The organism is Roseibium sp. HPY-6 (assembly GCF_040530035.1).
GTDB lineage: Bacteria > Pseudomonadota > Alphaproteobacteria > Rhizobiales > Stappiaceae > Roseibium.
Genome location: NZ_JBEWCD010000001.1, coordinates 23,834 through 50,146 on the forward strand (window position 1 = coordinate 23,834; position 26,313 = coordinate 50,146).

The following is a 26,313-nucleotide window of genomic DNA, read 5'->3' on the forward strand; positions in this document are numbered from 1 at the left end:
GTACCCCATCCGAAGAACCTGCACTCACCCAAGCAGATTCTTGGAACCGACGAACGTTTTATAGGTTTTTGCCGATAACGCAACTGCCGTTCGAGGCTGAAAGCGATTTAGTCTGAAGACGTTGCGTCTATGTCACGGCTGTCAGGAATCGTTTGATACGAGACGCAAGATATCCCTCCAGGTTACAAAAACCATAAGCATAAGTACCAAGCCCAAACCGATGCGGAATCCGACGTCCTGAACACGCTCGCTGAGCGGTTTTCCACGCAGCGCTTCGGCGGCGTAAAACACCAGGTGTCCGCCGTCGAGGATCGGCACCGGCGCCAGATTGATCAACCCGATGCTGACGGACAAAACCGCAGCCAAGGAAATCAGCGGAATAATGCCGTGCTCGGCAACTTTTCCGGAAATTTCGGCAACACGGATCGGGCCACCCAACTGGTCAGCGGACTGCCGCTGTGTAATCACACCCCAGATGTAACTGACCGTACCGTCCATGATCCGGTAGGTTTCCTTGGCGCCCTCAGCCAATGCGCCAAGCGGGCTGTATTGGATGCGGACCACGTTTTCAGGATCCGCACTGCCCCTCAGTCCAATGTCCCCGGCCATCTGCCGCTCGCCAAAGAAAACTTCCTTTTCCTTGGCATCAGGTGTCACCGTAAGATCGACGAGCTCGCCGCCGCGGTCCACTTCGAACACAAGCGGCGTGTTGGCACTCATGAGAACGATTTGCCGCAGCTCTCCGAAGGTGTGAATCTCACGGCCGTCAATTTGCTTTACAACGTCACCGGCAAGTATGCCGCCGCGCGCAGCGGCACCATCAGGGAAAACCTCTTCGACAACCGGGACAAGCCCTTGTTTTCCGGCCGACGCGAACAAGGCTCCGAATATCGCTATCGCGAGCAGAAAATTGGCAATCGGACCTGCAGCAACAATCGCCGCACGTTGCCAGACAGGTTTTGCGATGAAGGCTGTTTTGCGTTCTTCTTCACTCATGTTTGCAATGAGTTCGCGGTTCGGAACACTGGCCGCGTTTTCGTCGCCGGCAAATTTCACATAGCCGCCAAGCGGAATCATGCACAATTTCCAGCGTGTACCCCTCTTGTCATTCCAGCCGAAGATTTCGCGACCGAAACCAACAGCGAATGCATCAACCTTTACGCTGCACCAACGCGCGACGGCGAAGTGCCCAAGCTCATGGAAAAAAACCACAATTGTCAAAACAAACAGGAAGGGAATGATCGTTCCGACAATGAGGGAGTAAGCAGAAACTATGAGATCCATGAAGGGGCCCGATCTAACGCAACTAAGCCTTTATCGCACCACTCTATTAATAAGAGAATTACGGCGCGTTAATGGTAGGATTATATTTATTGAAGCGACATCAGTGTGATGACTGCCGCGTCGCGATCCATTCTAGGGTCTTTTCCCGCGCTTCCCAATCCAGAGCAATGACGTCTTCAACACTTTTTGAAGCCGACAACCTACCTGACCCTTCAAGGTGGTCCAGAACAGCGTCTATCGCCGCGGAAATCTCCAGGAAACCGATTTTCCTATTGAGAAAAGCATCAACGGCAATCTCGTCGGCAGCGTTCATTGCGGCAGGTGAAGCACCGCCTGCCCGCATGGCGTCTAGCGCTGTTCGCAATGCAGGGAAGCGGTCGGGATCCGGCTTTTCGAATGTCAACGTCCCAAGCTCAGCGAGATCCAGGCGCTTTACGGCGACCGGCATGCGTCTTGGAAACGCCAGGCAATGTGCGATGGGTGTTCGCATGTCCGGGCTTCCCATTTGCGCAAGCAGGGAGCCGTCCTTGTACTGCACAAGGCCATGCACCGCAGACTGGGGGTGAACAAGAATATCCAACTGCGCTTGGTCAACTGGGAAAAGATGCGATGCTTCAATCACTTCCAATCCTTTGTTCATCATGCTTGCACTGTCGATTGTGATCCTAGCACCCATATCCCAGTTGGGATGTTTCAAGGCCTGTTCCGGCGTGACATTCGCCATGTCAGCTTTCGACCAGGATCTGAAAGGCCCGCCCGATGCCGTCAGGATGACTTTCTCGATCTGATCAGCCTGCGCGTTCTCGAAAACCTGAAAAATAGCATTGTGTTCACTGTCGACCGGGAGTAGCTCCGCGCCCGTCTCGCGGACCCGCGCCATGAAGAGATCTCCGGCACACACCAGGCATTCCTTGTTGGCAAGCGCAATGCGCCTTCCAGTCTGAATGGCACGAAAAGTCGGCTGCAGGCCCGCGGCCCCGACAATCGCGCCGACGACGAGATCGGTTTCGCGATCGACCGCATCATTCACCGCGTTGCTGCCGGCAGCCGTTTCAATGCCCTTTCCAGCCAGTCTTTCAACCAGTTCGCCGTATCGGTCTTCTTCTGCAAGAACCGCAAGGGAAGCATTCAGGCGTATTGCCAGGTCAGCGAGCCCCTGCGCGTTCCTGTTTGCAACAAGGGCGACGACCTCGAAGCGGTCCGGATTTCGCTCGATAAGGTCAGCAAGACTTTGACCAATGGAGCCTGTCGCCCCAAGAACAGTTATTTTGACGGTGTCCTGCCCGTTCGACTGTTCGGCTTGAGACCACTTCGACACTTCCCCAACCTTAACCAAGCTCCATCCCCGCTATCGGATCCGAAATCGAACCGCCTGCAAGAAACCCAAGAAGAACCGCGAAGATCGCGGCGGCAACCAATCCGTCCACTCGGTCCATGATGCCACCATGACCGGGAATGAGCCGGCTGGAATCCTTGACGTCGAATCTGCGCTTAATTGCCGATTCCAGCAAATCACCAGCCTGTGACACAATCGACAGGACAATGGCCAGCCCGGCCCAGGAAACGAGATGGCTTCCTCCCGCTAACGCGACCACACCCGTGCCAAAGAGCGCCGCACAAATGAGTCCGCCGACTGCGCCAGACCAGGTCTTTTTCGGCGACACGCGCTGCCACAGTTTAGGACCGCCAATGGCACGACCGGTAAAGTACGCAAAGATGTCTGTCGCCCAAACCACGAACATCAGGAAGAATGTGAACAGCAATCCATTTTCCCCTTCCCGGATAACGAGAAGGGAAAATAGCGCAAGACCGCTGTAAAGAACGCCCTCGGCACCCCAGCGGCCAGCCTTGTTGAAGCCGCTCACGGCAAATGTTGCTGCGGCCCCAAGGAAAAGGACGGCAAGACCAATTTGCGGCAGCCCGGCATATTCAAGAACGGCGAGCACTACAAGCGTTAGAAGACTGATGACAGTCGCCGCATGCGCTTCGCGTGCGCCTGTAATTGTAATCCATTCCCATAGAAACAAGGTCGCGGCCAGCAAGGTCAGCAACGCAAATGCGGTTCCGCCCCAAAATGTGATAAGCAATACCAGCGGTCCAAGAATGACGGCCGAGATGAGCCGCAGCTTCAGGTCTGCAGTTTTTGTATTCGATTTTGCGCCGTCAGCCATCACACGGGCCGAACATCAAAGCGCCTTGGCATCAAGGCCGCCATAGCGTCGCTCGCGATTGCCAAAACACTGAAGTGCCTCGTCGAATGCCGCCTCGTCAAAGTCCGGCCAATTCACGTCACAGAAATAGAATTCCGAGTAAGCCGCCTGCCACAGGAGAAAGTTTGAAAGGCGCATCTCTCCGCTCGTCCGGATAATCAGGTCAGGATCCGGCAACCCACCTGTATCAAGGTTTCGCGAAAACGCGTCTTCGGAGATCTCCTCGACACGCAGTTTTCCGTCTGCAACCTGTTGCGCAAGATGCTGCGCAGTGCGCACGATTTCCGAGCGCGAACCGTAGTTGAACGCGACGACAAGATCGAGGCCGGTATTTCCGCGGGTTACGTCTTCGGCTTCTTCCAGCAAGGCCAGGATGCCCGGTTCAAGATCGCTCCTGCCACCGATTATGCGAATCCGGACATTTGCTTTGTGCAGCTCGCTGAGATCCCGTTGCACGAAGCGCTTCAGCAGTCCCATGAGAAACGACACTTCGCTCGCCGGCCGATTCCAGTTTTCGGACGAAAAACTATAGATCGTAACGATCTTCACGCCTACGTCACCAGCGTGTCTGATAGCTGTACGCAGCGCTTCAAGTCCTTGCCGGTGCCCCTCCGTTCTCGGAAGGCCGCGCTCGGTTGCCCATCGTCCGTTGCCATCCATAATAAACGCGACATGCTGTGGTAACCGGGTAGGACTGCCCTCGATGGCAGGTGCCTGCGGGTTGGGATTCGCGCTGACGCTCATTGGCTCCCCCAATTCACTGGTCCGATAGCCAATCAGACCTGTGCAACTTCCTGTTCTTTTTTCTCTAGCATGGCGTCGACCTCTGCGATCATCTGATCGGTCAATTTCTGGACTTCGTCCGAAGCAACTCTGCTGTCGTCCTGCGAAATTTCACCGTCTTTCTCGGCCTTTTTCGCGTCATCCATTCCGTCGCGGCGTACGTGCCTGATCGCCACCTTCGCCTGCTCGGCATATTTGTGCGCGACCTTGATCAACTCCTGGCGCCGCTCCTGGTTCAATTCAGGGATAGGCAGGCGCAAAAGCTGACCGTCGACGACCGGATTAAGCCCGAGATTTGATTCGCGGATCGCCTTCTCCACCGCGGCAACCATGCTCTTGTCCCAAACCTGTACAGCCACCATCCTGGGCTCGGGAACGGAGACGGTCGCGACCTGGTTGATAGGCATGGACTGTCCGTAGGCGTCAACAGAAACCGGGTCCAGCATCGAGGCCGATGCGCGACCTGTGCGAAGGCCGGCAAATTCGGTTTTCAGCACCGAGAGCGCGCCTTGCATGCGACGCTTCAAATCGTTCAGATCGACACCTTCTACCGACATTTTGTCCTCACTGTTCTTTTATGTGTGGCTAAATGGAGTCTCAGCGCGCGCCAACATGGCACAAACGCGCTGAAACACAAGGGCTTGCACAAAAGATCAGGATTAAAAGTTTCAGTCACCCACGACTGTGTAAGTGCCCGTTTCCTGAAGCACACTGACAAGCGCACCTGGGGTGTGAATGGAAAAGACGATGACCGGAATTGAGTTATCGCGGGCTAGCGCAATTGCCGTCGTATCCATGACTTTCAGGTTCCGTGTGATCACTTCCTCATAGCCGAGCGTCAAATAACGTTCAGCCTCAGGATTGTCCTTGGGATCTTCTGAATAGACGCCGTCTACTTGCGTGCCTTTCAAGAAGGCATCGCACTTCATCTCAGCTGCCCGAAGCGCCGCGCCGCTGTCCGTCGTGAAGAACGGATTGCCCGTCCCGCCTGCAAACACGATGACATCGCCGTCTTCCATATAGCGGTCAGCCACACGTTGGGAAAAGGTCTCGCAGATCGAGGGAACTGCAACCGCGGACAATACGCGTGCATTCACCTTCAAACGGCGCAAAGCATCGGCGAGCGTGAGGCTGTTCATGATCGTTGCCAGCATACCCATGTGGTCACCGGTGACCCGGTTTCCACCCTTTGCAGCAACAGCGACCCCCCTGAATATGTTACCGCCGCCGACCACGACGCCGACCTGTGCGCCGAGCGCCACAGCATCTGCAATTTCTTTGGCAATTCTTTGCACAATCGCCGGGTCGATCCCGAAGGCCTGCGAGCCCATAAGGGCCTCGCCGGAGAGTTTCAGAAGGATCCGTTTCCAGCGCAAAGAATTGGTCATGAGTTCACCCGATTTAGAATTGTCTTTCTAAAAAAAAAGCGCCGGTCTTGCCGGCGCTTTCATTGAGCTTACTGCCCTGTGGCTGCCGCCACTTCCGCGGCGAAGTCCTGCTCTTCCTTCTCAATCCCCTCACCCAAGGCAAGGCGAACAAAGCCGGTAAGCTTGACTTCCGTTCCCAGGTCCTTTGCAAGCGCCTCAACGGCCTGCTCAACGGTTTGATCAGGGTTGATGACAAAGGCCTGCTTAACGAGCGTAACTTCCTCGTAGAACTTGCGCAAACGTCCTTCCACCATTTTTTCAATGATGTTGTCCGGCTTGCCGGACTCGCGCGCCTGCTCGGAAAAGACAGACTTCTCGCGCTCGACAACCACAGGATCGAGCTCTTCTGTGTTCAGCGCCAGCGGGCTTGTTGCAGCGACATGCATGGCAATCTGCCGGCCCAGGCCGTCGAGCTTCGCAGCATCAGCTGAAGATTGGAGCGCAACGAGCACGCCGATCTTGCCGAGACCGTCAGCAACCTTGCCGTGGACATAGGTCGAAACGACGCCCTGATCGACGGACAGAAGCGCTGACCGGCGCAACGTCATGTTTTCACCGATCGTCGCGATCGCGTCGGTGATTGCATCGGCGACCGGTTTGCCGTCGAGATCGGCAGCCGCGAGAGCTTCAACAGAACCGTCGGTCGACGTGGCGACCTTGGCCACCTTCGCGACCAGTTCCTGGAAGCCTTCATTGCGAGCAACGAAATCCGTTTCGGAGTTCAGCTCAATAACAGCAGCCTTGTTGCCTTCGGATGCGACGCCAACAAGGCCTTCAGCGGCAACACGGCCGGCTTTTTTTGCTGCCTTTGCCAGACCCTTTGTGCGCAACCAGTCAACAGCTGCTTCCATATCGCCGCCCGATTCATTCAGAGCGGTCTTACAGTCCATCATGCCAGCGCCGGATTTTTCACGGAGCTCTTTTACCATCGCAGCGGTAATGCTCATCGATTGCCTCGTGGATGGGGGTTTCAGATGAGACACGGTTTAGCCCATTGCTTCCCGCGTCTTTATGACGGGACTGCAACAAAGTGCAGTCCGCCTTGCGAATTCAACATAAAACTGCCGCCGATTTACTGCGGCAGTCCTTGACCTCAGCTCTCAGCCGGAACCGGCTCGGCTTCAGCAGCTGCTTCTTCGGTCGCAGCTTCTTCGGCAGGAGCCTCTTCAGCCGCCGCTGCCTCACCGGCTTCTTCAACCAGCGCTTCTTCGAGCGGAGCCTCTTCAGACTCACCGACATCCATGCCGGCTGCACCTTGTGCACGGGAGATACCGTCGATGGCAGCGCGCGCAATCAGGTCGCAATAGAGCGAAATGGCACGGCCCGCATCGTCATTGCCCGGGACCGGGAAAGTGATGCCGTCCGGGTTCGAGTTGGAGTCCAGGATTGCCGCGACAGGAATACCGAGGCGACGCGCTTCCTGGATGGCAATCGCTTCACGGTTGGTATCGATGACAAAAATCAGGTCCGGGATACCACCCATATCCTTGATGCCGCCGAGGTTCCGCTCAAGCTTCTCGCGCTCGCGATCCATGAACAGACGCTCTTTCTTCGTCAAAGCGTTTGCTGCATCCGACGACAGGGTTTCTTCGAGTTTACGAAGACGCTGGATCGACTGCGAGATGGTTTTCCAGTTGGTGAGCATGCCGCCAAGCCAGCGGGCATTCACGAAGTACTGGGCAGAATTGCGTGCAGAGGAGGCAACTGCATCCTGTGCCTGACGCTTTGTGCCAACAAGCAGAACGCGTCCACCGCCGGCGACTGTGTCAGAAACGGCCTTGAGCGCCTGATGCAGAAGCGGAACGGTCTGTGAAAGGTCCATGATGTGAACATCGTTGCGTACACCAAAGATGTACTGGCCCATGCGCGGGTTCCAACGGTGTTTCTGGTGACCAAAGTGAACGCCGGCTTCGAGCAGCTGACGCATGGTAAAATCGGGCAATGACATGGCCCTTAAACTCCTGAGTTTTCCGGTTTAACCTCCGCAAGAGGAGTAAGGGCCGTGAGAGTGCTCTCGCCGACCACCGGATGGATCCCGATAAGCTCAGGTTCCGCCCCTTGCGTGTGGAATGGGCGCCTTATAGTTGGCGAGGGATTTTATTTCAAGTCCCAAAACCCGGTTATGTTTCTTGTTTTTCAATGTTCAGGCAATGCTCACGGCAGAAGGAACCGCATGCGACCGCCTTGAGCGATGTGGGAACAAAATCCCGATGCAACGACACTCGTGCAGCTACAGTTGCACATCAAAATGAGGCAAGGGCTCGCTGGCGGGCAACAGTCAATCTATGGAATTGACCCCGTTGGTCGCGCCGACGGACCAATGATCGGGATGAACACGCACAAAAACCTGCGAACGCCGGCGCTCGCTCACTTCGGCGTTTTCCGCCGAATCTTCAGCGCTTCGCAAGGCGAGAGCAATCGACCCGACCTGCTGCGCCTGAACGACAACTTCGGACTGGAACAGGGTCAGTTCCAATGTTGCGGTCCTCTTTGGAGACAGGTTCTTTGCGTCCTGCTCCCCGGCGGTTGTCGTGTCGATTGCGAGAACACGGATGTTTTCAAGAATTGTTTCACTGGTGACGCCAACACCATCGAGCTCTCTTGTCAGGATAAGATCGACCTTGTCCCCCGGCAGAATGAACCCACCGGCGGAGGTCTCCTGTTCCACTCGTACGGCAATCGCCCGCTTTCCCTTCGGCAGGATCGTTGCCATGTAGCCCTTGTCTGTCTGGATCAGCCTTTCGCTCCGGATCGGTTCTCCGGAATAGATCGCGGTCTTCGCTATGCTTCCGACGACATTCTGGGTTTCGGCATCATCTTCCGATTTCGTCAGAGCGCCCTCCGGAATGGCATTTTTGGGCCACTCGATCCAGGCGAAGTCACGATCGGAAATCTTGCCGCCTTGCGGAATGTCCTTGGCCGCGACCAGAACCCTGGCCTGCGCAACAGGTTCCGGTGGCGGAGGCGCAACAACCACTTCCACTTCAGACTGAGTCACGAATTGGAAGGCCTGATAACCAGCGCCGAGGGACACGAGCAGTACAAAAATCCTAGCGAGTTTCGTCCACAATTTGAATATTCCCAGCACACGTCTTGATTTTCCAAACAAGAATACAGGGAAATTGCCTATCACTTAAACAATATCTAGAGAGAAAATGCTTATACTATTAACAGTTTGCGAAAATTTCTTTTATCCTTCAAAACATTAAGAAATCAAAATATAAAATTTCTTAAAACTCGTTTCATATCATTTTATGTATTCTCTAAATCTCTGTCGCGATTTCATTATTTCTGTCTAAAAATCATTCGCAAAACAACTGATGTCCATGCGGTATCCAGGCAATACACACAATCAGTGATCGTGAACTTGAAGAATACAGCTTTTCCGGGACATCACGCCATCTGCACGTCAGTCACACCTGGCACGGCCTTCAGCGCGCCGGCAATCTCCGGCGACAGGCGGAACCTTCCTGGGAGTTTGACCTCAACCTCCTGCGCACCGTTCTCCAGAAGAATGACAACGGTGACGTCACCCTCGCCTTTCAGCCGGAGCTGCTTTGCGAGACTTTGGATCGGACGCTCATCCCTCAAAAAGACGCGCATGCTCTTTTGCAGCCTTGCCGCAACCTTGTCGATCGGATCCACCTGCTCGATGCGCAAGGACGGTTCTTCGTCCCGCATATCAGCGCCGACAAGCACGACGACAGATCGGCCGGGCTGAAGCACGTCGCGGTATTGCTCAAGTTTTTCGCGGAAAAGAAGGGCTTCATACTGACCTGTAGCGTCGGAAAGCCGCGCAATACCCATGCGGGTTCCGGTGCGCGTCTTGCGCTCCTGCATGGTCACAACAGTCCCTGCCAGCCGGCCATGAGACGCGCCGCGTTTCACAGCCTCGGAAAACTGGCTCCAGGGTTGCGCCCGCATCTTCTCCAGCACAGCGGCATATTCATCGATAGGATGCGCCGACAGATAAAAACCAATGGCTGAATGCTCACGCTGGAGTTTCTCATCATTGGTCCAACCGTGGACCTCATCAAGCTGCAGCGGTTCTTCGCTGTCGCTGCCGCCAAAAAGTTCGTCCTGCCCGAGTGTCCGGTTTTCTTCGGTACGCTGCGCCAACCCCATCATCCGGTCGATGCCCTCAAAAACCCGCGCCCGATTGGCCTCAAGTTCATCGAATGCACCGGCTGCAACAAGGTTTTCAAGCGTGCGCTTGTTGAGGAACTTTGGCGAAATGCGCCTTGCGAAATCACCAAGGCTCTTGAACGGTTCTTCGCCGCGCATCTCCACGATATGCTCGACCGCCTGTTCGCCGACGCCTTTGATGGCACCCATCGCGTAGAGAATTTTCCCTTCGGCCACGTCAAAAAAGACATGGCTCCGGTTGATCGAGGGCGGCACAATCTCGATGCCCATCCGCCGCGCTTCCTGACGGAAATCGCCCAACTTGTCCGTATTCCCGAGGTCGAGCGTCATAGAAGCCGCCATGAACTCAACCGGATGGTTCGCCTTGAGCCAGGCTGTATGATAGGACACAAGCGCATAGGCTGCAGCGTGCGACTTGTTGAAGCCATAGTTTGCGAACTTGGCAACGAGATCGAAGATCGTCCCGGCCTGGCTCTTGTTGATGCCGCGCTCGACGGCGCCGTCCACAAACCGGGCACGCTGGATCTCCATTTCGGAGGCAATCTTCTTACCCATCGCCCGCCGCAGGAGATCCGCCTCACCCAGCGAGTAACCGGACAGCACCTGCGCGATCTGCATCACCTGTTCCTGGTAGACGATAATGCCGTTCGTCTCCATCAGAATCGATTCCAATTGCGGGTGGAGGCAATCGGGCTCCTGTTCTCCGTGCTTCACCGCATTATAAACGGGAATGTTCTCCATCGGACCGGGACGATAAAGCGCGACAAGTGCGATAATGTCCTCAAATCTGTCAGGCTTCATCCCGGCAACAGCGCGGCGCATGCCCTGACTTTCCAGCTGGAACACGCCAAACGTCTCAGCCCGGGCCAGCATTTCGTAGGTTTTGACATCGTCGATCGGCAATCCGGCGATATCAACCTCTACGCCCCGGCGTTTAATCAGCGCAACAGCGGTATCAATGACCGTCAACGTCTTCAGGCCGAGAAAGTCGAACTTAACGAGACCCGCGTCCTCGACCATCTTCATATTGAATTGCGCGACGGGCATATCCGAACGCGGATCTCGATAAAGCGGAACGAGCTGTTCCAGCGGACGGTCCCCGATCACGACACCCGCTGCGTGGGTGGAGGCGTGCCGGTAAAGCCCTTCCAGCTTTTGGGCCATCGACAACAGGCGTTCGACAATCTCCTCTTCCTTGGCAGCTTCACGCAGACGCGGTTCATCCTCGATTGCCTGTGCAAGCGTCACCGGGTTCGCAGGGTTTGCGGGCACCAGCTTGCATAGCCGGTCCACTTGTCCGTATGGCATTTGCAGCACGCGGCCGACATCTCTCAGCACGGCGCGCGCCTGCAGCGATCCGAACGTGATAATCTGTGCGACTTGTTGGCGCCCGTACTTCTCCTGAACGTAGCGGATAACCTCTTCGCGGCGGCTCTGACAAAAGTCGATATCAAAGTCCGGCATCGAAACACGTTCCGGATTGAGAAAGCGTTCGAACAGGAGCGAAAAGCGCATCGGGTCGAGGTCGGTAATCGTCAATGACCAGGCGACAAGCGACCCGGCACCCGAGCCACGTCCGGGCCCGACGGGAATGTCCTGGGCCTTTGCCCATTTGATGAAATCGGCGACGATCAGGAAGTACCCTGGAAACTTCATCCGCTCGATGATACCGGTCTCGTAATCGAGCCGTTCCCAGTAATCCTTTTCCTCCAGGCCCGGGGCCAGGCCGTGCGCATCCAGCCGCGCTTGCAGCCCTTCGCGGGCCTGACGTTTCAGCTCCTCGGATTCCGCGCGTTCGGCCTCCTCAGGATCGGCTTGCGCGCCTGCAAATCTTGGCAGGATCGGTGCCCGCTTGAGCGGTCTGAAACTGCACCGTCGCGCGATTTCAAGCGTCGACTCAAGTGCCTCCGGCAAATCCGAAAACAAGGCACACATTTCGTCTCGTGTCTTGAAGTAGTGCTCCGGTGTCAATCGCCTCCGGTCGTCTTCGATAAGCACCCGGCCTTCTGAAATGCAGATTAGGGCGTCGTGCGCCTCGTAGTCTTCGCGTTTCGGAAAAAAGGCTTCATTGGTGGCAACGAGCGGAAGGTTGAATTCGTAAGCAAGGTCGAGGAAAGCATCTTCCGTCTTGCGCTCAGCTTCCATGCCGTGCCGCTGAAGTTCAACATAGCAGCGATCCGGGAACCCGCTTGCCAGCTTAGAAAGGCGTTCCCTGGCATGATCCTTTTGTCCTGCCAGCAATGCCGCTCCGACCGGACCGGAATGCGCGCCGGTCAACAGGATCACGTCTTTCGATCTGGAAAGAAGGTCTTCAACGCTCACATGAGGCTTCAGTCCGGTTTCTGTGTCGAGAAAGGCCTTGGACGTCAGCTCCATGAGATTTTCATAGCCGGCTTCGCTCATCGCGATCACAACGACATCGGCAAGTGCCAGCTCGCCCTTGCGACCGCTGTCGAGACCGTCATCGAAAAATACCGAAAGCTGGCACGCCGTGATCGGCTGGATGCCCGCACTCCAGGCTTTGCTCGAAAACTCCTGTGCGCCAAAGAGATTGTTCGTGTCAGCAACTGCAAGAGCAGGCTGTGAATCCGCTTTGGCAAGATCCAACAGCTTCTTGATGGGCAATGCGCCTTCCAGCAACGAGAGTGCTGAATGAACTCTCAAATGCACAAAGCCCGGTCCGTTGCCAGGACGCTCACCTGTCGCTGGATGTTCGATATGCGTTGCAGATTCGCTTTCACCACCGGTCATAAACTGGTCCGTCTCAAACAGAGGAATCAGCGCCAAGTGAAGCGCGTCTCGATAATTGAGTCGACCCTTACGACCGATTGTACCCGTTGTTCTTTTTCTTCAAGAAAACACTTCGTGCGCGTCTGGTGCGCAGCGCGAGTAACCGCAAGGCAGAATTGCTTCAATGCGTGCGATTCAGAAAGAACACCGCCGCTTAACCGACCGCGAACAGAACTTCGCCCCAAACAGCGATCGTTGTGCAGAAACAGACCAGGGAAGCAAACGCTGCAAAATCACGTGCAATGTGGAACATATCGCCCTCCAACACTCAATCACTCCATAAATCGAATATGTTCCATCTTTGTTCTTTTTGCAAGCACTTTTTGTTCCCCTTGTGCCGTCGAGGTAGAAAAACAATTAAACGATGCGTTTTTGATTTGTTCCTGAAACCGCTTCACTCAGCCTGGAAAGATGGTTTCAGGCCTTTGTGACAAGGTCCTTCACCAGACCATCCTCGAGCGTGATCGCCCGGTCCATACGCCCGGCCAGTTCCAGATTGTGCGTGGCGAACAATGTCGCAACACCGGAGGCACGCACAAGCGCTGCAAGTGCATCGAACACATAATGTGCTGTATTCGGGTCAAGATTTCCGGTTGGCTCGTCGAGAAGCAATATGCGCGGCGCGTTGGCGACAGCACGCGCGACGGCCACACGCTGTTGTTCACCGCCGGACAGCTCCGACGGTCTGTGGCTTCCGCGATCGCCGAGCCGCATGTATTTCAGCAACTCGTCTGCCCGTTCCGCGGCCACCTTTTTCGGCAGGCCCCGGATCAGTTGCGGCATCATCACATTTTCCAGGGCCGTGAATTCAGGCAACAGGTGGTGAAACTGATAGACGAACCCGATATCGTTCCGTCTGATCGCCGTTCTTTCATCGTCTGACAGATCAGAACAATTCACAGGACCAAGAAAGACGTCACCTTCATCTGGACGCTCCAATAGCCCTGCAAGATGCAACAGGGTCGATTTCCCGGTGCCTGATGGTGCAACAAGAGCCACCATCTCACCCGGCTCTATCCTCAGATTGGCACCCTTCAGGATGTGAAGCTTGCGGTCTCCTTCATCAAAGCTCCGGACAATCGAGGAAAGTTCAATTGCTGCAGGTGCGGCACCGGACGCCCGGCGGGGATCAACTGCCATATTCATCTCCCGCCTCCTCATTCATACCGAAGAGCTTCGACCGGATCGAGACGCGCTGCGCGCCAGGCTGGATAGAGCGTCGCCAGAAGCGACAGCAGCAAAGCCATCAGCAGAACCGTGATCGTCTCGCCGCTGTCGATTTCAGCCGGCAATTTGGAGAGAAAATAAAGTGTCGGATCGAAAAGTTGAGTTGAGGTCAGCCAGGAAACGAACTGACGGATACTTTCAATATTGAGACACACAATCAGGCCAAGAAAAAACCCTGCCAGTGTTCCCACAATGCCGATACTTGCACCAGTGATCAGGAAGATCCGCATGATGGCACCACGCGTTGCGCCCATGGTGCGTAATATGGCGATGTCCCTACCCTTGTCTTTGACCAGCATGATCAGACCGGAAATGATATTCAAAGCCGCAACCAGGACAATCAGCGTCAGGATAATGAACATCACGTTGCGCTCGACTTCCAGCGCGGAAAAGAATGTGGCGTTGCGCTGCGTCCAGTCCGTGACAAATGTCGGCCTGTTGGCCCCCTCCTCGATCGCCTTTGTCATGACTTTGACATTGTCCGGATCGACGACATAGATCTCGATGCCCGTCGCCCTGTCGCCCATGTTGAAATAGGCTTGGGCTTCTTCCAGCGGCATGAACAGGAACGTCGCGTCGTATTCGCTCATTCCGATCTCAAAGATCGCAGACACCGGGTAAGCCTTGACCCGGGGCGTAACCCCCATCGGCGTCACGCTGCCGCGCGGCGAGATGATCGTGATGTTATCGCCGACGGTCAGGCCCAATTGCTGGGCCATCCGCGAACCGATCACAACGCCGACGCCTGCATCGAAACCATCTATGGATCCTGGATGAATGTTCTCGGCGACCAAAGGCATCCGGCGCAGATCGCTTTCATAAACACCGCGGACCAACGCACCAAGATTGCCCGCCGGGCCGGAAACCAGCGCCTGTCCCTCGATAAAGGGAAACGCTGCTACAACGTCGGGCACCCCTTCGAGGCGCTCCGAAACGGCATCATAGTCGTTCAGCGGCAAGTCGATCGGCTGCACCAGCATGTGACCGTTGATGCCCAGGATCTTGTCGAGCAGTTCGGACCGGAACCCGTTCATCACCGCCATGACGATGATCAGGGTTGCAACTCCCAGCATGATTCCGGCAAAGGAGAAGCCCGCAATCACCGAAATAAAGGTTTCCCGCCGACGGGAGCGGAGATACCTTCCCGCGATCATCCACTCAAATGTGGAAAATGGGCGCGTAGGCGCTTCCGCTTTTTGGCTGTCGCCAATTTCCGCCGTGTCTGCTGCCGTCATTGTCAATCCACTTCAGCAATGCCCAAGCGCCCGCACAACAAAGCGGCCGAATCCCCAACCAAAGGATCACCGGACTGGGTCACTCCGTCAATGCCGCCGTCAATTTGTTGAAGGTGGCCTCCGGGGTCAGCATTTCCTTTTCCCCAGTTGACCGGTCCTTCACCTCCAGGAGACCATCCTTCAACCCTCTTGGTCCAGCGACGACCTGGAACGGAAGACCAATCAGATCCATCGTCGCAAACTTTGCACCTGCGCGCGTGTCGGTCTCGTCATAAAGGACTTCCAGCCCCGCTGCCTGAAGTTTCGAATACAGGTCTTCGGACGTGTTGTCTGTCAGTTCATCGCCTGGTTTCAGGTTGATCAGGCCAACGTGAAACGGTGTAACGGATTTCGGCCAGACGATGCCCGCTTCGTCATGATTGGCTTCGATCAAAGCGCCAAGAAGGCGCGATACGCCGACACCGTAGGAGCCCATGTGAACCGGAACTTCAGTTCCCTCTGCGGTCGCAACCTTGGCACCCATTGCATTGGAATACTTGGTCCCGAAGTAGAAGATATGTCCAACTTCAATCCCGCGTGCCGAAACACGGTTCTCTTCGGGCAGACGTTCAAATGCCGAAGCGTCATGCATTTCATCGGTTGCCGCATAAGGCGTCGTCCAACCCGTCACAAGTTGTGTCAGGTCCGCGAAAAAATCGGTGCTTTCATCTGGAATGGGCATCTCAAGCAGCGACTTGTCGCAGAAGACCTCGCTTTCACCGGTCTCAGCCAGAATGATGAATTCGTGGCTCATGTCTCCGCCGATCGGTCCCGTATCAGCCTTCATCGGGATGGCCTTCAAGCCCATACGATCGAATGTACGCAGGTACGCGACAAACATTCTGTTGTACGCGTGACGCGCGGCCTCCTTGTCAAGATCGAAGGAATAGGCATCCTTCATCAAAAACTCGCGGCCGCGCATGACACCGAATCGCGGGCGGACCTCATCCCTGAATTTCCATTGAATATGATAGAGATTGAGTGGCAGATCCTTGTAGGAGCGCACGTAACCGCGGAAGATATCTGTGATCATCTCTTCGTTGGTGGGCCCGAAAAGCATATCCCTTTCATGCCGGTCGGTAATGCGCAGCATTTCCTTGCCATAGGCATCATACCGCCCGCTTTCCCGCCACAGGTCCGCCGACTGTATTGTCGGCATCAGCAACTGAATGGCGCCAGCGCGTGCCTGTTCTTCCTCCACAATCCGCTCAATCTTGCGCAAAACCTTCAGGCCGAGCGGCAGCCAGGAGTAGATACCGGCGGATTGCTGCCGAATCATCCCGGCGCGAAGCATCAGACGATGCGAAACAATTTCCGCTTCCTTCGGCGTCTCTTTCAAGATGGGGAGAAAGTATTTGGACAAACGCATGAATGCACTCTCGATCTGGGCATAGCTTGAATTGTGCGCAGTCAAACCGCATGCAGCGCCTAAAAACAAGCCCCTTGCAAAAACCGTCTGACGATCTGCAGAATTTGCTGTCGAAATGCGCCTAAGTTGAGGAAATGTCTTTTGTCTGCCTGCTCAATTTCAGTAGTTCTTGGAAGCACGAATACCAGATGTGATACTGCAGACTAATTAGGCAAGCAAAAAAAATAGGCTCTTTACGACAAACAGGTGACAAGGCCGAAGAGTTCGGCTAGGTTTCCGTTCCATAACAACAAGATGCCTCAGCAGAAATGCTTAGATGCTCAAGGACATCGCGGTCTGAGTCTTGGGAGGAAGGACCCTCTGGCGCATCGTCAGATCTGCAGCCGCCCAGCTGGATTGTTTAACGATCGGTAAGGGAACAGGGTCAATTTAGACGCGGAACTTTATAAAGGCAGAGCTTTGCTCTGCCTTTTTCTTTTGTGGCTAAGTATAAATCTCTTTCAAAATTCCGCTACGTCATTTTTTCTACAACTCAAATAAACAACACGACAGAATAAAATCGTCTCGGCAATGATTGTGCGGCACAGAAAACATGGGCTAATCAAAGTTGACCTAGTCAGAAAATTAGATTTAAATTGCATTGAAATTTATACTAAGTGTTGTTCTTCAGGGAGTTCTCCAACCCATGCTACATCGGTTCTTGAAATCTGCAGTCCTCGTGGCCACCGGTGTTCTGTTCTCCGGAACGGTCCAGGCAGCCCCAGTCAACGGAACCGGTTTGGTAACACCGGAAGTCATCTTCGGATCCGGCAACACAAACGGCTCATTCACCGGCGTAAATACGGGTGATGTCGAATTGGGCCTGCGCGGAAAGGTTCGTTTTAACAGCAGCAGTCTGCCAGAGAACACATTCAATTACGACGGTGATCGGACCTACACGTTTTCTCCCGCTTCGAGCAATGCGCCGTCGAATTATTCGGCATTCAATTTTGAATGGTCGATCAACGTAAATGCATCCGGAAGCAGCTCATATTTCCTGGATGATCTGACCTACCTTCTGGAAATCGATCTCATCCCGACATCGGGAACGAGCTTTTTGTCATTTGACCCGGTCAACCAGCTCTATGTCGACAATGCACTCGGCGACAATTCCACTGGGAATGGCGGTGGTACCGTTGCTGCGGGGCCGATTGACTATGCGAGCGGGATTGCAACCCAAAACGTCGCTCAGAATTCCTGGAACATGGGCTTCTTCACACCAGACTGGATCGACCCTCAGGCGGAAGGTCTCTACACCATCAACCTGTCGGCCGCGCTGAACGGCAATATCATCGCATCAACGTCAATTGACATCCAGTACGGCGTCACGCCAGTGCCCGTCCCTGCGGCGTTGCCGCTTTTGGCCGGCGGGATCGCAGCATTGGGATTCATCGGTTGGCGTCGCCGGAAACAGCAAGTCTAACTTCAAGGCGTTCATGGCGCGAAAAAGAAAAACGGCTCCTCAGGGAGCCGTTTTTTGTCTGGCAAACGTAAATGCCGCTTATCCCGGCAGCGATTCGCTCCCGAACGACTGAGCGGAACTGCTGCTTGGCGGTTGGAAAAATGGGATATCGTCGAGCCCGAACCCCGATTGCCTTAGGGTGAGGTAAGCGGAAAACACGATTGTCGTCACGATCGTCGTCAGAAGGATGACCTTCAGAAATTTCGGCTTGCTGGGTGCGCTCGGCTCTGTCCCCGGCACGATCTCGCCCGCCTCTTCTTGTGTGCGATGCAGTCCAAAGGGAAGCATGGCAAACAGGATGATCCACCAGAGCATGAAGAAAATGGCAATGCCAAACGCCACGGACATCGATCAGGCCTCTTCAAGTTCCGTGAGCGTCCCCAGAAAGTCCTTCGGGTGAAGAAACAGGACCGGCTTTCCGTGCGCACCGATCTTCGGCTCTCCGTTGCCCAGCACCCTCGCACCATCGGCAACCAGCTTGTCTCGCGCTGCAATGATGTCGTCGACCTCGTAGCAAACGTGATGAATGCCGCCTGACGGATTCTTTTCCAGGAACTTGGCAATCGGCGAATCTTCTCCGAGCGGCTCAAGCAATTCAATCTTGGTGTTTGGGAGGTTGATGAATACGGTACTCACACCGTGATCGGGCTGCTCTTCCTTGGCCGACACCTCGGCGCCGAGCGTGTCCCTGTAGACCGCTGTGGCAGCCGCGATATCCGACACCGCAATGGCAACGTGATTCAACCGTCCGATCATTTCAATACCTCCACATGGCTGGCCTCACAGGCCGCCCGCATGAACTATAGTTGCGTCACCATCACCTTGCAGAGCGTCTTTTTGCCCCATACGTCCAGAACCTCTGCACGTGCGGCACGCCGCGCTGCTTCGGCAACCAGGTCCTTGTCCCTGCGCCGCGACTTCGGAATGCTTCGAACCGCCCCGGTCACCGCTTTGATGACGATGTCCTCCATCGGTTCACCGTCATCGTCCGTATCGGGCAGGCCAAGTAGAGTGACGTCGGGATCATTCAGCAGTTCTCCTGCGCGGTTTATGACCAGCATAACCACGGCAGCACCCGCAAAGGACAATTTGCGCCGCTCTTTCACACCGGTAACCTCCGGATCGTCGAGAATGTCACCGTCCTTGACGAGAATTCCGGACGGCGCTTCATCTATGATGGCGGCTCTGCCGGCATTCAGGCAGATGATGTCTCCATTCTTGCCGCGCACGACCTCAGGAACACCCTGCTCCTTTGCGAACGCCGCGTGAGCTGCAAGATGCATCGGTTCGCCGTGAACGGGAAGTACGACGTTCGGCTTAACCAGCGCGTATAGCTGCTGAAGTTCACCACGCCGCGGATGCCCGGACACATGCACGAGCGCGTCCTTGTCGGTCACGGTCTCAATATCCTGGTCCGCCAGGTTGTTGAGGACGTCACCAACCGCCTTTTCGTTGCCCGGGATTGTGCGTGATGAGAAGATCACCATGTCGCCTTTGGACAAGGCAACATTCCTGTGATCGCCCGCTGCGATTCGGGCCAGAGCCGCCCGGCTCTCACCCTGCGACCCCGTGCAAAGCAGCACCGCCTTCTCGCGCGGCAGATACCCAAACGCATCCTCGTCATGAAAGTGCGGTAGCCCGTCCATGTAGCCAAGCTCGCTCGCGACCTCGATAACACGGCGCATGGAGCGCCCGACAACCACGACATCACGCTCATTGGCGGCAGCTGCCGTCGCAATTGCCTTCAGTCTAGCGACATTTGACGCAAAGGTTGTCACCGCAACCCTGTGCTTGGCATTGGCAATTACCTTCTTCAGTTCTTCGGCAACGTCCGCTTCGCTGGGACTGACTCCGTCGCGCACTGCATTGGTGCTGTCGCAGACAAGCGCCATCACGCCCTCGCGTCCGAGCTCGCCGAACCGCTTCATGTCTATGGGAAGACCCACGCCCGGTGTCGGGTCGATTTTCCAGTCCCCCGTATGAAGCACGAGACCGGCCGGTGTACGAATCGCGAGTGCACAGGGTTCGGGAATCGAGTGCGCCATTGCGATAAACTCAACTTCGAACGGACCGATCGTGTGGCGTTCGCCCTGTTTGACCACCGTCACCGGCACCTCTTCGGCGCCGGGCTCGCTCTCAGCTTTGGCTGCCAGCAGACCTGCGGTAAACGCCGTTGCGTAAACGGGCACCTTCAGATAAGGCCAAAGGTGCAGAATTCCGCCATAGTGGTCTTCGTGTGCATGGGTAATCACCATGCCGGCAATGTTTTTGACCTCGTCTTCGAGGAACTTGATATCCGGGACAATGAGATCAATGCCGGGTAATTCGGGTCCGGCAAAGCTCACCCCGCAATCGACGATCAGCCATATTCTTTCCTCTTCCGGGCCAAAGCCGTAGAGGCCGAGATTCATTCCTATTTCCCCAACGCCACCCAGTGGCAGAAAAACGATTTCGTTCTTGTTCTTTCTGGCCGAAGCCATGGATCGCTCCTTCAAACCTTTCGGCAGGCTGGTTCCGGCGCTTAGTCGCCGGACAAAAACACATCGCCTGCGTATATGGTGCGCTGCCGGCCATCATCCTGTTTCAGGACAAGATGACCATGCGCATCCAAGTCGGCAAAAATGCCGGTAATGTCTTCTCTGGCCGTTTTGACGGATATCTCTTTGCCCAGGTGCGTCGCCCGTTTGAGCCAGTGCCTTCGCACGTCTTCAAACCCGCCCGGTTTCTGCCAGTTCCGGTAGTGAACCGAAAAGGCAGAAGCAAGTGCTTCGAACAAGGTTTCGACAGGAACCTGATAACCCAGGCTCCTGAGATCGGTCGCCTTGTACAGCGAAAGCGGCGGGTGAGAGATACAATTGACCCCGAAACCGATAACGACAGCCTGTCTGTCATCGGAAAGAACTTCCGCCTCAAGCAGAATGCCTGAGAGCTTTGCCCCGTTCACCAAAAGATCGTTTGGCCATTTCAGCCCCACCAGATGGAGTGTTCCGGCCGCTTTGTCAACTGCGTCAGCAAGCGCAACGGCCGCAACAAGCGGCAGTTCTCCGATCCGGTCTACCGGTTCAGGATTGATCAGGAGCAAACTGGTGAAGAGGTTTCCAGCCGGTGACGACCAATCCCGGCCCCGGCGTCCCCTGCCCTCTGTCTGTTCGTCAGCCCGTACCCAAAGCGACCCGTTGTGCCCCTGGCGGGCTCTCTCGAAGCACACGGCGTTTGTCGAGCCGACGCTTTCGTGTTCTTCATAGAGAAAATCCGGCGCACCAGGCGCCGGACATTCAGATGCTTGACGTGTCATGGCCGTTGTCAGAAGAGAGATTGCGCCGCAGCGCTGGCAGCGTTCACAACCTGTCCGGGAGCAAGCCAGAACAGAACCACGAAGATGCTCGAGAGCCCGAGAACAACCTTCAATTCCATCGGCATGGCCTCGAACCCTTCAACCGGTTCGTCGAAGAACATGACCTTGACGATCCGAAGGTAGTAATAGGCACCGACGACCGACATCAGAACGCCGATGATCGCAAGCGGGTAAAGACCCGCCTCGACGGCTGCGACGAAGACATACCACTTGCCGAAAAAACCGACGAGCGGCGGAATTCCGGCGAGGGAAAACATCAGCAAACCAAGCAGAATAGCCATTGGCAGGTTGGTCTGTGACAGACCCGACAAATCGTCTATTTCCTCAACCATCCCGTCTTTGCGGCGCATCGACAAGATGCAGGCAAATACACCAAGCGTCATGCCGAGATAGGCGATCATGTAGAAGATCACGCCTTCGACGCCTGTCTGTGTTCCGGCAGCCAGCCCGACCAGCGCGTATCCCATATGACCGATCGAGGAATAAGCCATCAGCCGTTTCAGGTTCCGCTGACCGATGGCGGCGAATGCGCCAAGTGCCATCGAGGCGATGGAGACAAAAACCACGATCTGCTGCCAGTCGCTGGTGACAGGCTGGAACGCTTCGATGACGATCCTGACCAGCATCCCCATCGCGGCGACCTTCGGAGCAGCCGCAAGAAACGCCGTCACCGGTGTCGGGGCACCTTCATAAACGTCGGGTGTCCACATATGGAACGGAACCGCCGAAATCTTGAAGGCAAGTCCGGCCAGAATGAAGGTCAGACCGATCACCAGACCGATATTGGCGCCGTCATGCGACAGGACACTTGCGATGCCCTCGAAAGAGACCTGGCCGGTGAAACCATAGACGAGCGACATGCCGTAGAGCAGCATGCCGGACGAGAGTGCGCCCAGGACGAAATATTTAAGCCCGGCTTCGGTTGAGCGGACACTATCCCTGTTGATGGCCGCGACCACATAGAGCGACAGACTTTGCAGCTCCAGTCCCATATAGAGCGCGATCATATCGTTTGCCGAAAGCATCAGCATCATGCCGAGTGTCGCCAGCACGATCAGGATCGGATATTCGAAATGGTCGAACGACTGGCTCTTCGCGTAGGCCCAGGACATCGCTATCGCAAAGAACGATCCGGCGAGCACCAGAAGCTTGAGCAGGTAGGCGAATTCATCCAGAACGAACGACCCGCCAAACGTTTCGCCGAAGCTCGGAACCAGCATGAGCACGAGGAAGGCGGCGCCGAGCAATCCCATGGCAAAACCAAAAACCGCGTAGCTCACGCCCTTGCCGCCAAATGCGCCGATCATCAACAGCACCATGGCTCCGACAGCCAGGATGATCTCCGGTAGTACCGGCATGAGATCTGGCAATTGGGTCACATCTGACATAACTCTGTCTCGCCCCCGAACCCTTAGTGCGACGCTGCAGCTGCTGCCGCATGCTGGGTTACCCCGGCGGCCTCAAGCGCTGCAGTGTATTGATTGATGAGATTGTCCACCGACCCCTGGGTCACGTCGAGGATCGCCATCGGATAGAACCCGAAGAAGATCGTCAGGACGATCATCGGGAACAGGATAACTTTTTCCCGAAGATTGAGATCCAGCATCGATTTCAGGCTTTCCTTTTCCAGGGCGCCAAACACGACCCGGCGGTAGAGATAAAGCGCATAGGCCGCCGACAGGATCACGCCGGAGGTGGCAAAGAACGCGACCCAGGTGTTGACCTGGAACGCTCCCATGAGCGTCAGAATTTCGCCAACGAAACCAGACGTGCCCGGTAGCCCGACATTGGCCATGGTAAAGATCAGGAAGGCGACGGCGTATTTCGGCATCCTGCTCACAAGCCCGCCATAGGCAGATATTTCGCGCGTGTGCATCCGGTCATAGATGACCCCGACACACAGGAAGAGCGCACCCGACACGATGCCGTGCGACAGCATCTGGAAGATGCCGCCCTGAACACCCTGTTCGGTCATCGTGAAGATACCCATCGTCACGTAGCCCATGTGGGCGACGGATGAATACGCGATCAGCTTCTTGATATCCTCCTGGGCGAGCGCCACAAGCGAGGTGTAGATGATCGCTACAACCGAAAGCGTGAAGATGAACGGCGCAAACATGTCCGAGGCGATCGGGAACATGGGCAGAGAGAACCGCAGGAAGCCGTAACCGCCGAGCTTCAACAGAATACCTGCCAGGATCACGGACCCCGCCGTCGGAGCTTCAACGTGTGCATCCGGCAGCCAGGTATGCACCGGCCACATCGGCATTTTCACTGCGAAGGACGCAAAGAATGCCAGCCATAGCCAGGTCTGCATGCCCGACGGGAACGAATGCGCCAGCAGCGTCTCGATATCGGTCGTCCCGGCGTCCCAGTACATAGTCATGATCGCGATCAGCATCAGGACCGAACCGAGCAACGTGTAGAGGAAGAACTTGTACGACGCATACACACGACGCTTGCCGCCCCAGACGCCGATGATCAGGAACATCGGGATCAGGCCGGCTTCGAAGAAGATGTAGAACACGAACAGATCGAGCGCGCAGAACACGCCGATCATCAGCGTTTCCAGCACCAGGAACGCGATCATGTATTCCTTCACGCGGTTCTGAATGCTTTCCCATGACGCGAGAATGCAGAACGGCATCAGGAATGTGGTCAGGATTACGAATAGGATCGAGATCCCGTCGACACCCATCTTGTAGCTGATGTCGCCACCGAGCCAGTCCCGGTTCTCAACAAACTGGAAGCCTGGATTTGAATAGTCGAAATTGCCCCAGATGAACAAGGACAACAGGAACGTCACCCCGGTGGTCACAAGTGCGACCATCCGGATATTGCGCTTGCTGCCTTCGTCTTCTCCTGGAACCAGAAGAATGAAGAGGACACCGAGCAACGGCAGAAATGTCGTGAGTGACAGAATTGGCCAGTCAATCATTAGTGTGCACCCCCGCCGGTGCCGGCACCGGTGAACATTGACCAGGTGATCAGCGCAGCCACACCGATCAGCATTGCAAATGCGTAGTGGTAAAGATATCCGGTCTGGAGCCTGACCACCCAGGACGTCACGTTCTGTACCCGCGCGGAAATCCCATCGGGGCCAAACCCGTCAATGACTGTGCCGTCACCCTTCTTCCAGAGCATTCTGCCAACCCACATCACCGGGCGGACAATAAGGAAGTCGTAGATCTCGTCAAAATACCACTTGTTCAGGAGGAATTTGTAGAGACCCTGATGACGCTCGGCGAGCTTCTTCGGCATTTCAGGGGAGCGGATGTAGAACTGGTACGCGACGAGGAAGCCAATCACCATCATGACGAAGGGTGATACCCTGACCCATGCCGGAACATCGTGCATGGCATGAAGCACATGGAGATCGCCAAAGGCGGGCAATGCGCCATCCCAGAACGCCGTGTAGGCCTCTTCGGAATAGAAGAACGAATTGTAGAACACCATTCCGGCCAGCACCGCGCCGATCGACAGGATGAACAGGGGCACTGTCATCACAAGTGGTGATTCATGGACATGTTTCATGACATCGACCGGTGCGCGCGGCTTGCCGTGGAAGGTCATGAATGTGAGACGCCAAGAATAGAAGGACGTGAGCGCAGCGGCAATCACGGTCAGCCAGAAGCCGTAGAGCGCCATCGGATTTGCGTGCTCACCCCCGGCCCCTGCAAAGGCGGCCTCGATGATCCCGTCTTTCGAAACAAACCCGGCAAAGCCGATATGCGTAAACGGAATGCCGACGCCGGTCAGGGCCAACGTGCCGATCATCATCGTCCAGTAGGTGATTGGAATGTGTTTCCTGAGCCCGCCCATCTTGCGCATGTCCTGTTCGTCAGACACCGCGTGGATCACGGAACCGGCACACAGGAACAGGAGCGCCTTGAAAAAAGCGTGTGTGAACAGGTGGAAGATGCCGATCGAATAGGCGCCGACCCCAAGGGCGACGAACATGTAGCCAAGTTGGGAACACGTCGAATACGCGATCACACGCTTGATATCGTTTTGAACCAGACCGACTGTTGCCGCGAAGAAGGCCGTGGTCGCTCCGAAGAAAACGATCACGGCAAGCGCGGTGTGGGATAGCTCCATCAGCGGCGACAGGCGCGCCACCATGAAGACACCTGCGGTCACCATCGTTGCAGCGTGAATGAGAGCGGACACCGGCGTCGGGCCTTCCATCGCGTCCGGCAACCAGGTGTGGAGCAGGAACTGTGCGGATTTCCCCATCGCGCCCATGAAGAGCAGCAGGCAGACGATGGTCATCGCTCCTTGCGGGTCAAGCTGATATCCGAGGAACGACATGACCGGCTCTTCGCCCTCGATGAAGGACGGCGCATCGTTGAAGATCGTTGTGAATTCAATGCTCTGGAAGAGGTAGAAAACACCGAAAATCCCGAGCGCAAAGCCGAAGTCACCGACGCGGTTGACCACGAACGCCTTGATGGCCGCAGCATTGGCTGACGGCTTCTTGTACCAGAAGCCGATCAGCAGATAGGACGCCAATCCGACGCCTTCCCAGCCGAAGAACATCTGCAGCAGGTTGTCGGCAGTCACGAGCGACAGCATCGCAAAGGTGAACAGTGACAGATAGGCGAAGAAACGAGGACGGTGCGGATCGTGATGCATGTACCCGATGGAATAGACATGCACCAGCGCGGACACCGTGTTGACCACCACCAGCATGACTGCGGTCAGCGTGTCCACACGGATAGACCAGGACACTTTAAGGTCGCCCGCGTCAACCCACCGGAACAACTCAATGATCTGCAGTTCCGAGCCGCCGAGCCAGAAGCCGAAGAAGCTGACCCAGGACAAAAGCGCCGCGAGGATGACTAGACCGCTTGTGACGTACTCACAGGCTTTGTCCCCGATGGTGCGGCCAAAAAGGCCTGCAATCAGGAAGCCGATAAGCGGCAGGAACAGAATTGCGGAATACAT

General features: G+C 55.8%; 21 protein-coding genes. 1 reads left to right on the forward strand and 20 read right to left on the reverse strand.

Features of this window, described 5'->3' with window-relative positions:
* Nucleotides 1-141: 141 nt before the first annotated feature.
* The 13 genes from rseP to proS all read right to left on the reverse strand — a co-directional run bounded on the left by rseP (nt 142) and on the right by proS (nt 16,510).
* Nucleotides 142-1,284, reverse strand: a complete 1,143-nt coding sequence (gene rseP / locus ABVF61_RS00095; protein ID WP_353991518.1) for an RIP metalloprotease RseP — start codon at nt 1,282-1,284, stop codon at nt 142-144.
* 100 nt (nt 1,285-1,384) lie between these two features.
* Nucleotides 1,385-2,620 carry a 1-deoxy-D-xylulose-5-phosphate reductoisomerase gene (locus ABVF61_RS00100; protein WP_353991519.1) on the reverse strand — a complete coding sequence of 412 codons (1,236 nt, stop codon included), beginning with the start codon at nt 2,618-2,620 and terminating at the stop codon, nt 1,385-1,387.
* Nucleotides 2,613-3,455 (reverse strand): phosphatidate cytidylyltransferase, encoded by an 843-nt coding sequence (locus ABVF61_RS00105; protein ID WP_353991520.1) that lies wholly within the window; start codon nt 3,453-3,455, stop codon nt 2,613-2,615. Before ABVF61_RS00105 ends, ABVF61_RS00100 begins: the two co-directional genes overlap by 8 nt.
* Nucleotides 3,456-3,470: 15 nt before the next feature.
* Nucleotides 3,471-4,238, reverse strand: a complete 768-nt coding sequence (locus ABVF61_RS00110) for an isoprenyl transferase (protein ID WP_353991521.1) — start codon at nt 4,236-4,238, stop codon at nt 3,471-3,473.
* Nucleotides 4,239-4,270: 32 nt separating this feature from the next.
* A complete protein-coding gene (frr, locus tag ABVF61_RS00115; RefSeq protein ID WP_353991522.1) occupies nt 4,271-4,834 on the reverse strand; it encodes a ribosome recycling factor in 564 nt (187 codons plus the stop codon).
* Between the two features lie 111 nt (nt 4,835-4,945).
* Nucleotides 4,946-5,665 carry a UMP kinase gene (gene pyrH / locus ABVF61_RS00120; protein WP_299484037.1) on the reverse strand — a complete coding sequence of 240 codons (720 nt, stop codon included), beginning with the start codon at nt 5,663-5,665 and terminating at the stop codon, nt 4,946-4,948.
* 68 nt (nt 5,666-5,733) lie between these two features.
* Entirely contained in the window at nt 5,734-6,651 is a 918-nt protein-coding gene (tsf, locus tag ABVF61_RS00125) for a translation elongation factor Ts (RefSeq protein WP_353991523.1), read from the reverse strand.
* Between the two features lie 146 nt (nt 6,652-6,797).
* The gene (gene rpsB / locus ABVF61_RS00130) at nt 6,798-7,652 is read right to left on the reverse strand and encodes a 30S ribosomal protein S2 (protein ID WP_353991524.1); all 855 of its coding nucleotides are present in this window, start codon (nt 7,650-7,652) and stop codon (nt 6,798-6,800) included.
* Between the two features lie 330 nt (nt 7,653-7,982).
* Entirely contained in the window at nt 7,983-8,792 is an 810-nt protein-coding gene (gene cpaB, locus ABVF61_RS00135) for a Flp pilus assembly protein CpaB (protein ID WP_353991525.1), read from the reverse strand.
* Nucleotides 8,793-9,097: 305 nt separating this feature from the next.
* Entirely contained in the window at nt 9,098-12,601 is a 3,504-nt protein-coding gene (gene dnaE, locus ABVF61_RS00140) for a DNA polymerase III subunit alpha (RefSeq protein WP_353991526.1), read from the reverse strand.
* Between the two features lie 456 nt (nt 12,602-13,057).
* Nucleotides 13,058-13,786, reverse strand: coding sequence for an ABC transporter ATP-binding protein (locus tag ABVF61_RS00145; RefSeq protein WP_502949922.1), 729 nt, complete (start codon nt 13,784-13,786; stop codon nt 13,058-13,060).
* An 11-nt stretch (nt 13,787-13,797) separates the two neighbouring features.
* The gene (locus tag ABVF61_RS00150; RefSeq protein WP_353991528.1) at nt 13,798-15,102 is read right to left on the reverse strand and encodes a lipoprotein-releasing ABC transporter permease subunit; all 1,305 of its coding nucleotides are present in this window, start codon (nt 15,100-15,102) and stop codon (nt 13,798-13,800) included.
* Nucleotides 15,103-15,181: 79 nt separating this feature from the next.
* Nucleotides 15,182-16,510, reverse strand: coding sequence for a proline--tRNA ligase (proS, locus tag ABVF61_RS00155; RefSeq protein WP_353991529.1), 1,329 nt, complete (start codon nt 16,508-16,510; stop codon nt 15,182-15,184).
* A 685-nt stretch (nt 16,511-17,195) separates the two neighbouring features.
* Here proS and ABVF61_RS00160 point away from each other — a divergent pair.
* Nucleotides 17,196-17,972 (forward strand): PEP-CTERM sorting domain-containing protein, encoded by a 777-nt coding sequence (locus tag ABVF61_RS00160; protein WP_353991530.1) that lies wholly within the window; start codon nt 17,196-17,198, stop codon nt 17,970-17,972.
* A gap of 78 nt (nt 17,973-18,050) precedes the next feature.
* Here the strand turns inward: ABVF61_RS00160 and ABVF61_RS00165 are convergent, their stop codons facing one another.
* From ABVF61_RS00165 to nuoL, 7 genes are read right to left on the reverse strand one after another with little or no spacing between them, the layout of a single operon-like run.
* Nucleotides 18,051-18,359 (reverse strand): DUF1467 family protein, encoded by a 309-nt coding sequence (locus tag ABVF61_RS00165; RefSeq protein WP_353991531.1) that lies wholly within the window; start codon nt 18,357-18,359, stop codon nt 18,051-18,053.
* Between the two features lie 3 nt (nt 18,360-18,362).
* Entirely contained in the window at nt 18,363-18,767 is a 405-nt protein-coding gene (gene mce / locus ABVF61_RS00170; protein WP_353991532.1) for a methylmalonyl-CoA epimerase, read from the reverse strand.
* 44 nt (nt 18,768-18,811) lie between these two features.
* Nucleotides 18,812-20,491, reverse strand: a complete 1,680-nt coding sequence (locus ABVF61_RS00175; RefSeq protein WP_353991533.1) for a ribonuclease J — start codon at nt 20,489-20,491, stop codon at nt 18,812-18,814.
* A gap of 41 nt (nt 20,492-20,532) precedes the next feature.
* The gene (locus ABVF61_RS00180) at nt 20,533-21,306 is read right to left on the reverse strand and encodes a biotin--[acetyl-CoA-carboxylase] ligase (RefSeq protein WP_353991534.1); all 774 of its coding nucleotides are present in this window, start codon (nt 21,304-21,306) and stop codon (nt 20,533-20,535) included.
* Between the two features lie 8 nt (nt 21,307-21,314).
* Nucleotides 21,315-22,754, reverse strand: a complete 1,440-nt coding sequence (gene nuoN / locus ABVF61_RS00185) for an NADH-quinone oxidoreductase subunit NuoN (RefSeq protein ID WP_353991535.1) — start codon at nt 22,752-22,754, stop codon at nt 21,315-21,317.
* Between the two features lie 23 nt (nt 22,755-22,777).
* On the reverse strand, nt 22,778-24,304 hold the full coding sequence (locus ABVF61_RS00190) for an NADH-quinone oxidoreductase subunit M (RefSeq protein WP_353991536.1): 1,527 nt from the start codon (nt 24,302-24,304) through the stop codon (nt 22,778-22,780).
* On the reverse strand, nt 24,304-26,313 hold the full coding sequence (gene nuoL / locus ABVF61_RS00195; RefSeq protein ID WP_353991537.1) for an NADH-quinone oxidoreductase subunit L: 2,010 nt from the start codon (nt 26,311-26,313) through the stop codon (nt 24,304-24,306). The genes ABVF61_RS00190 and nuoL overlap by 1 nt, the downstream gene beginning before the upstream one ends.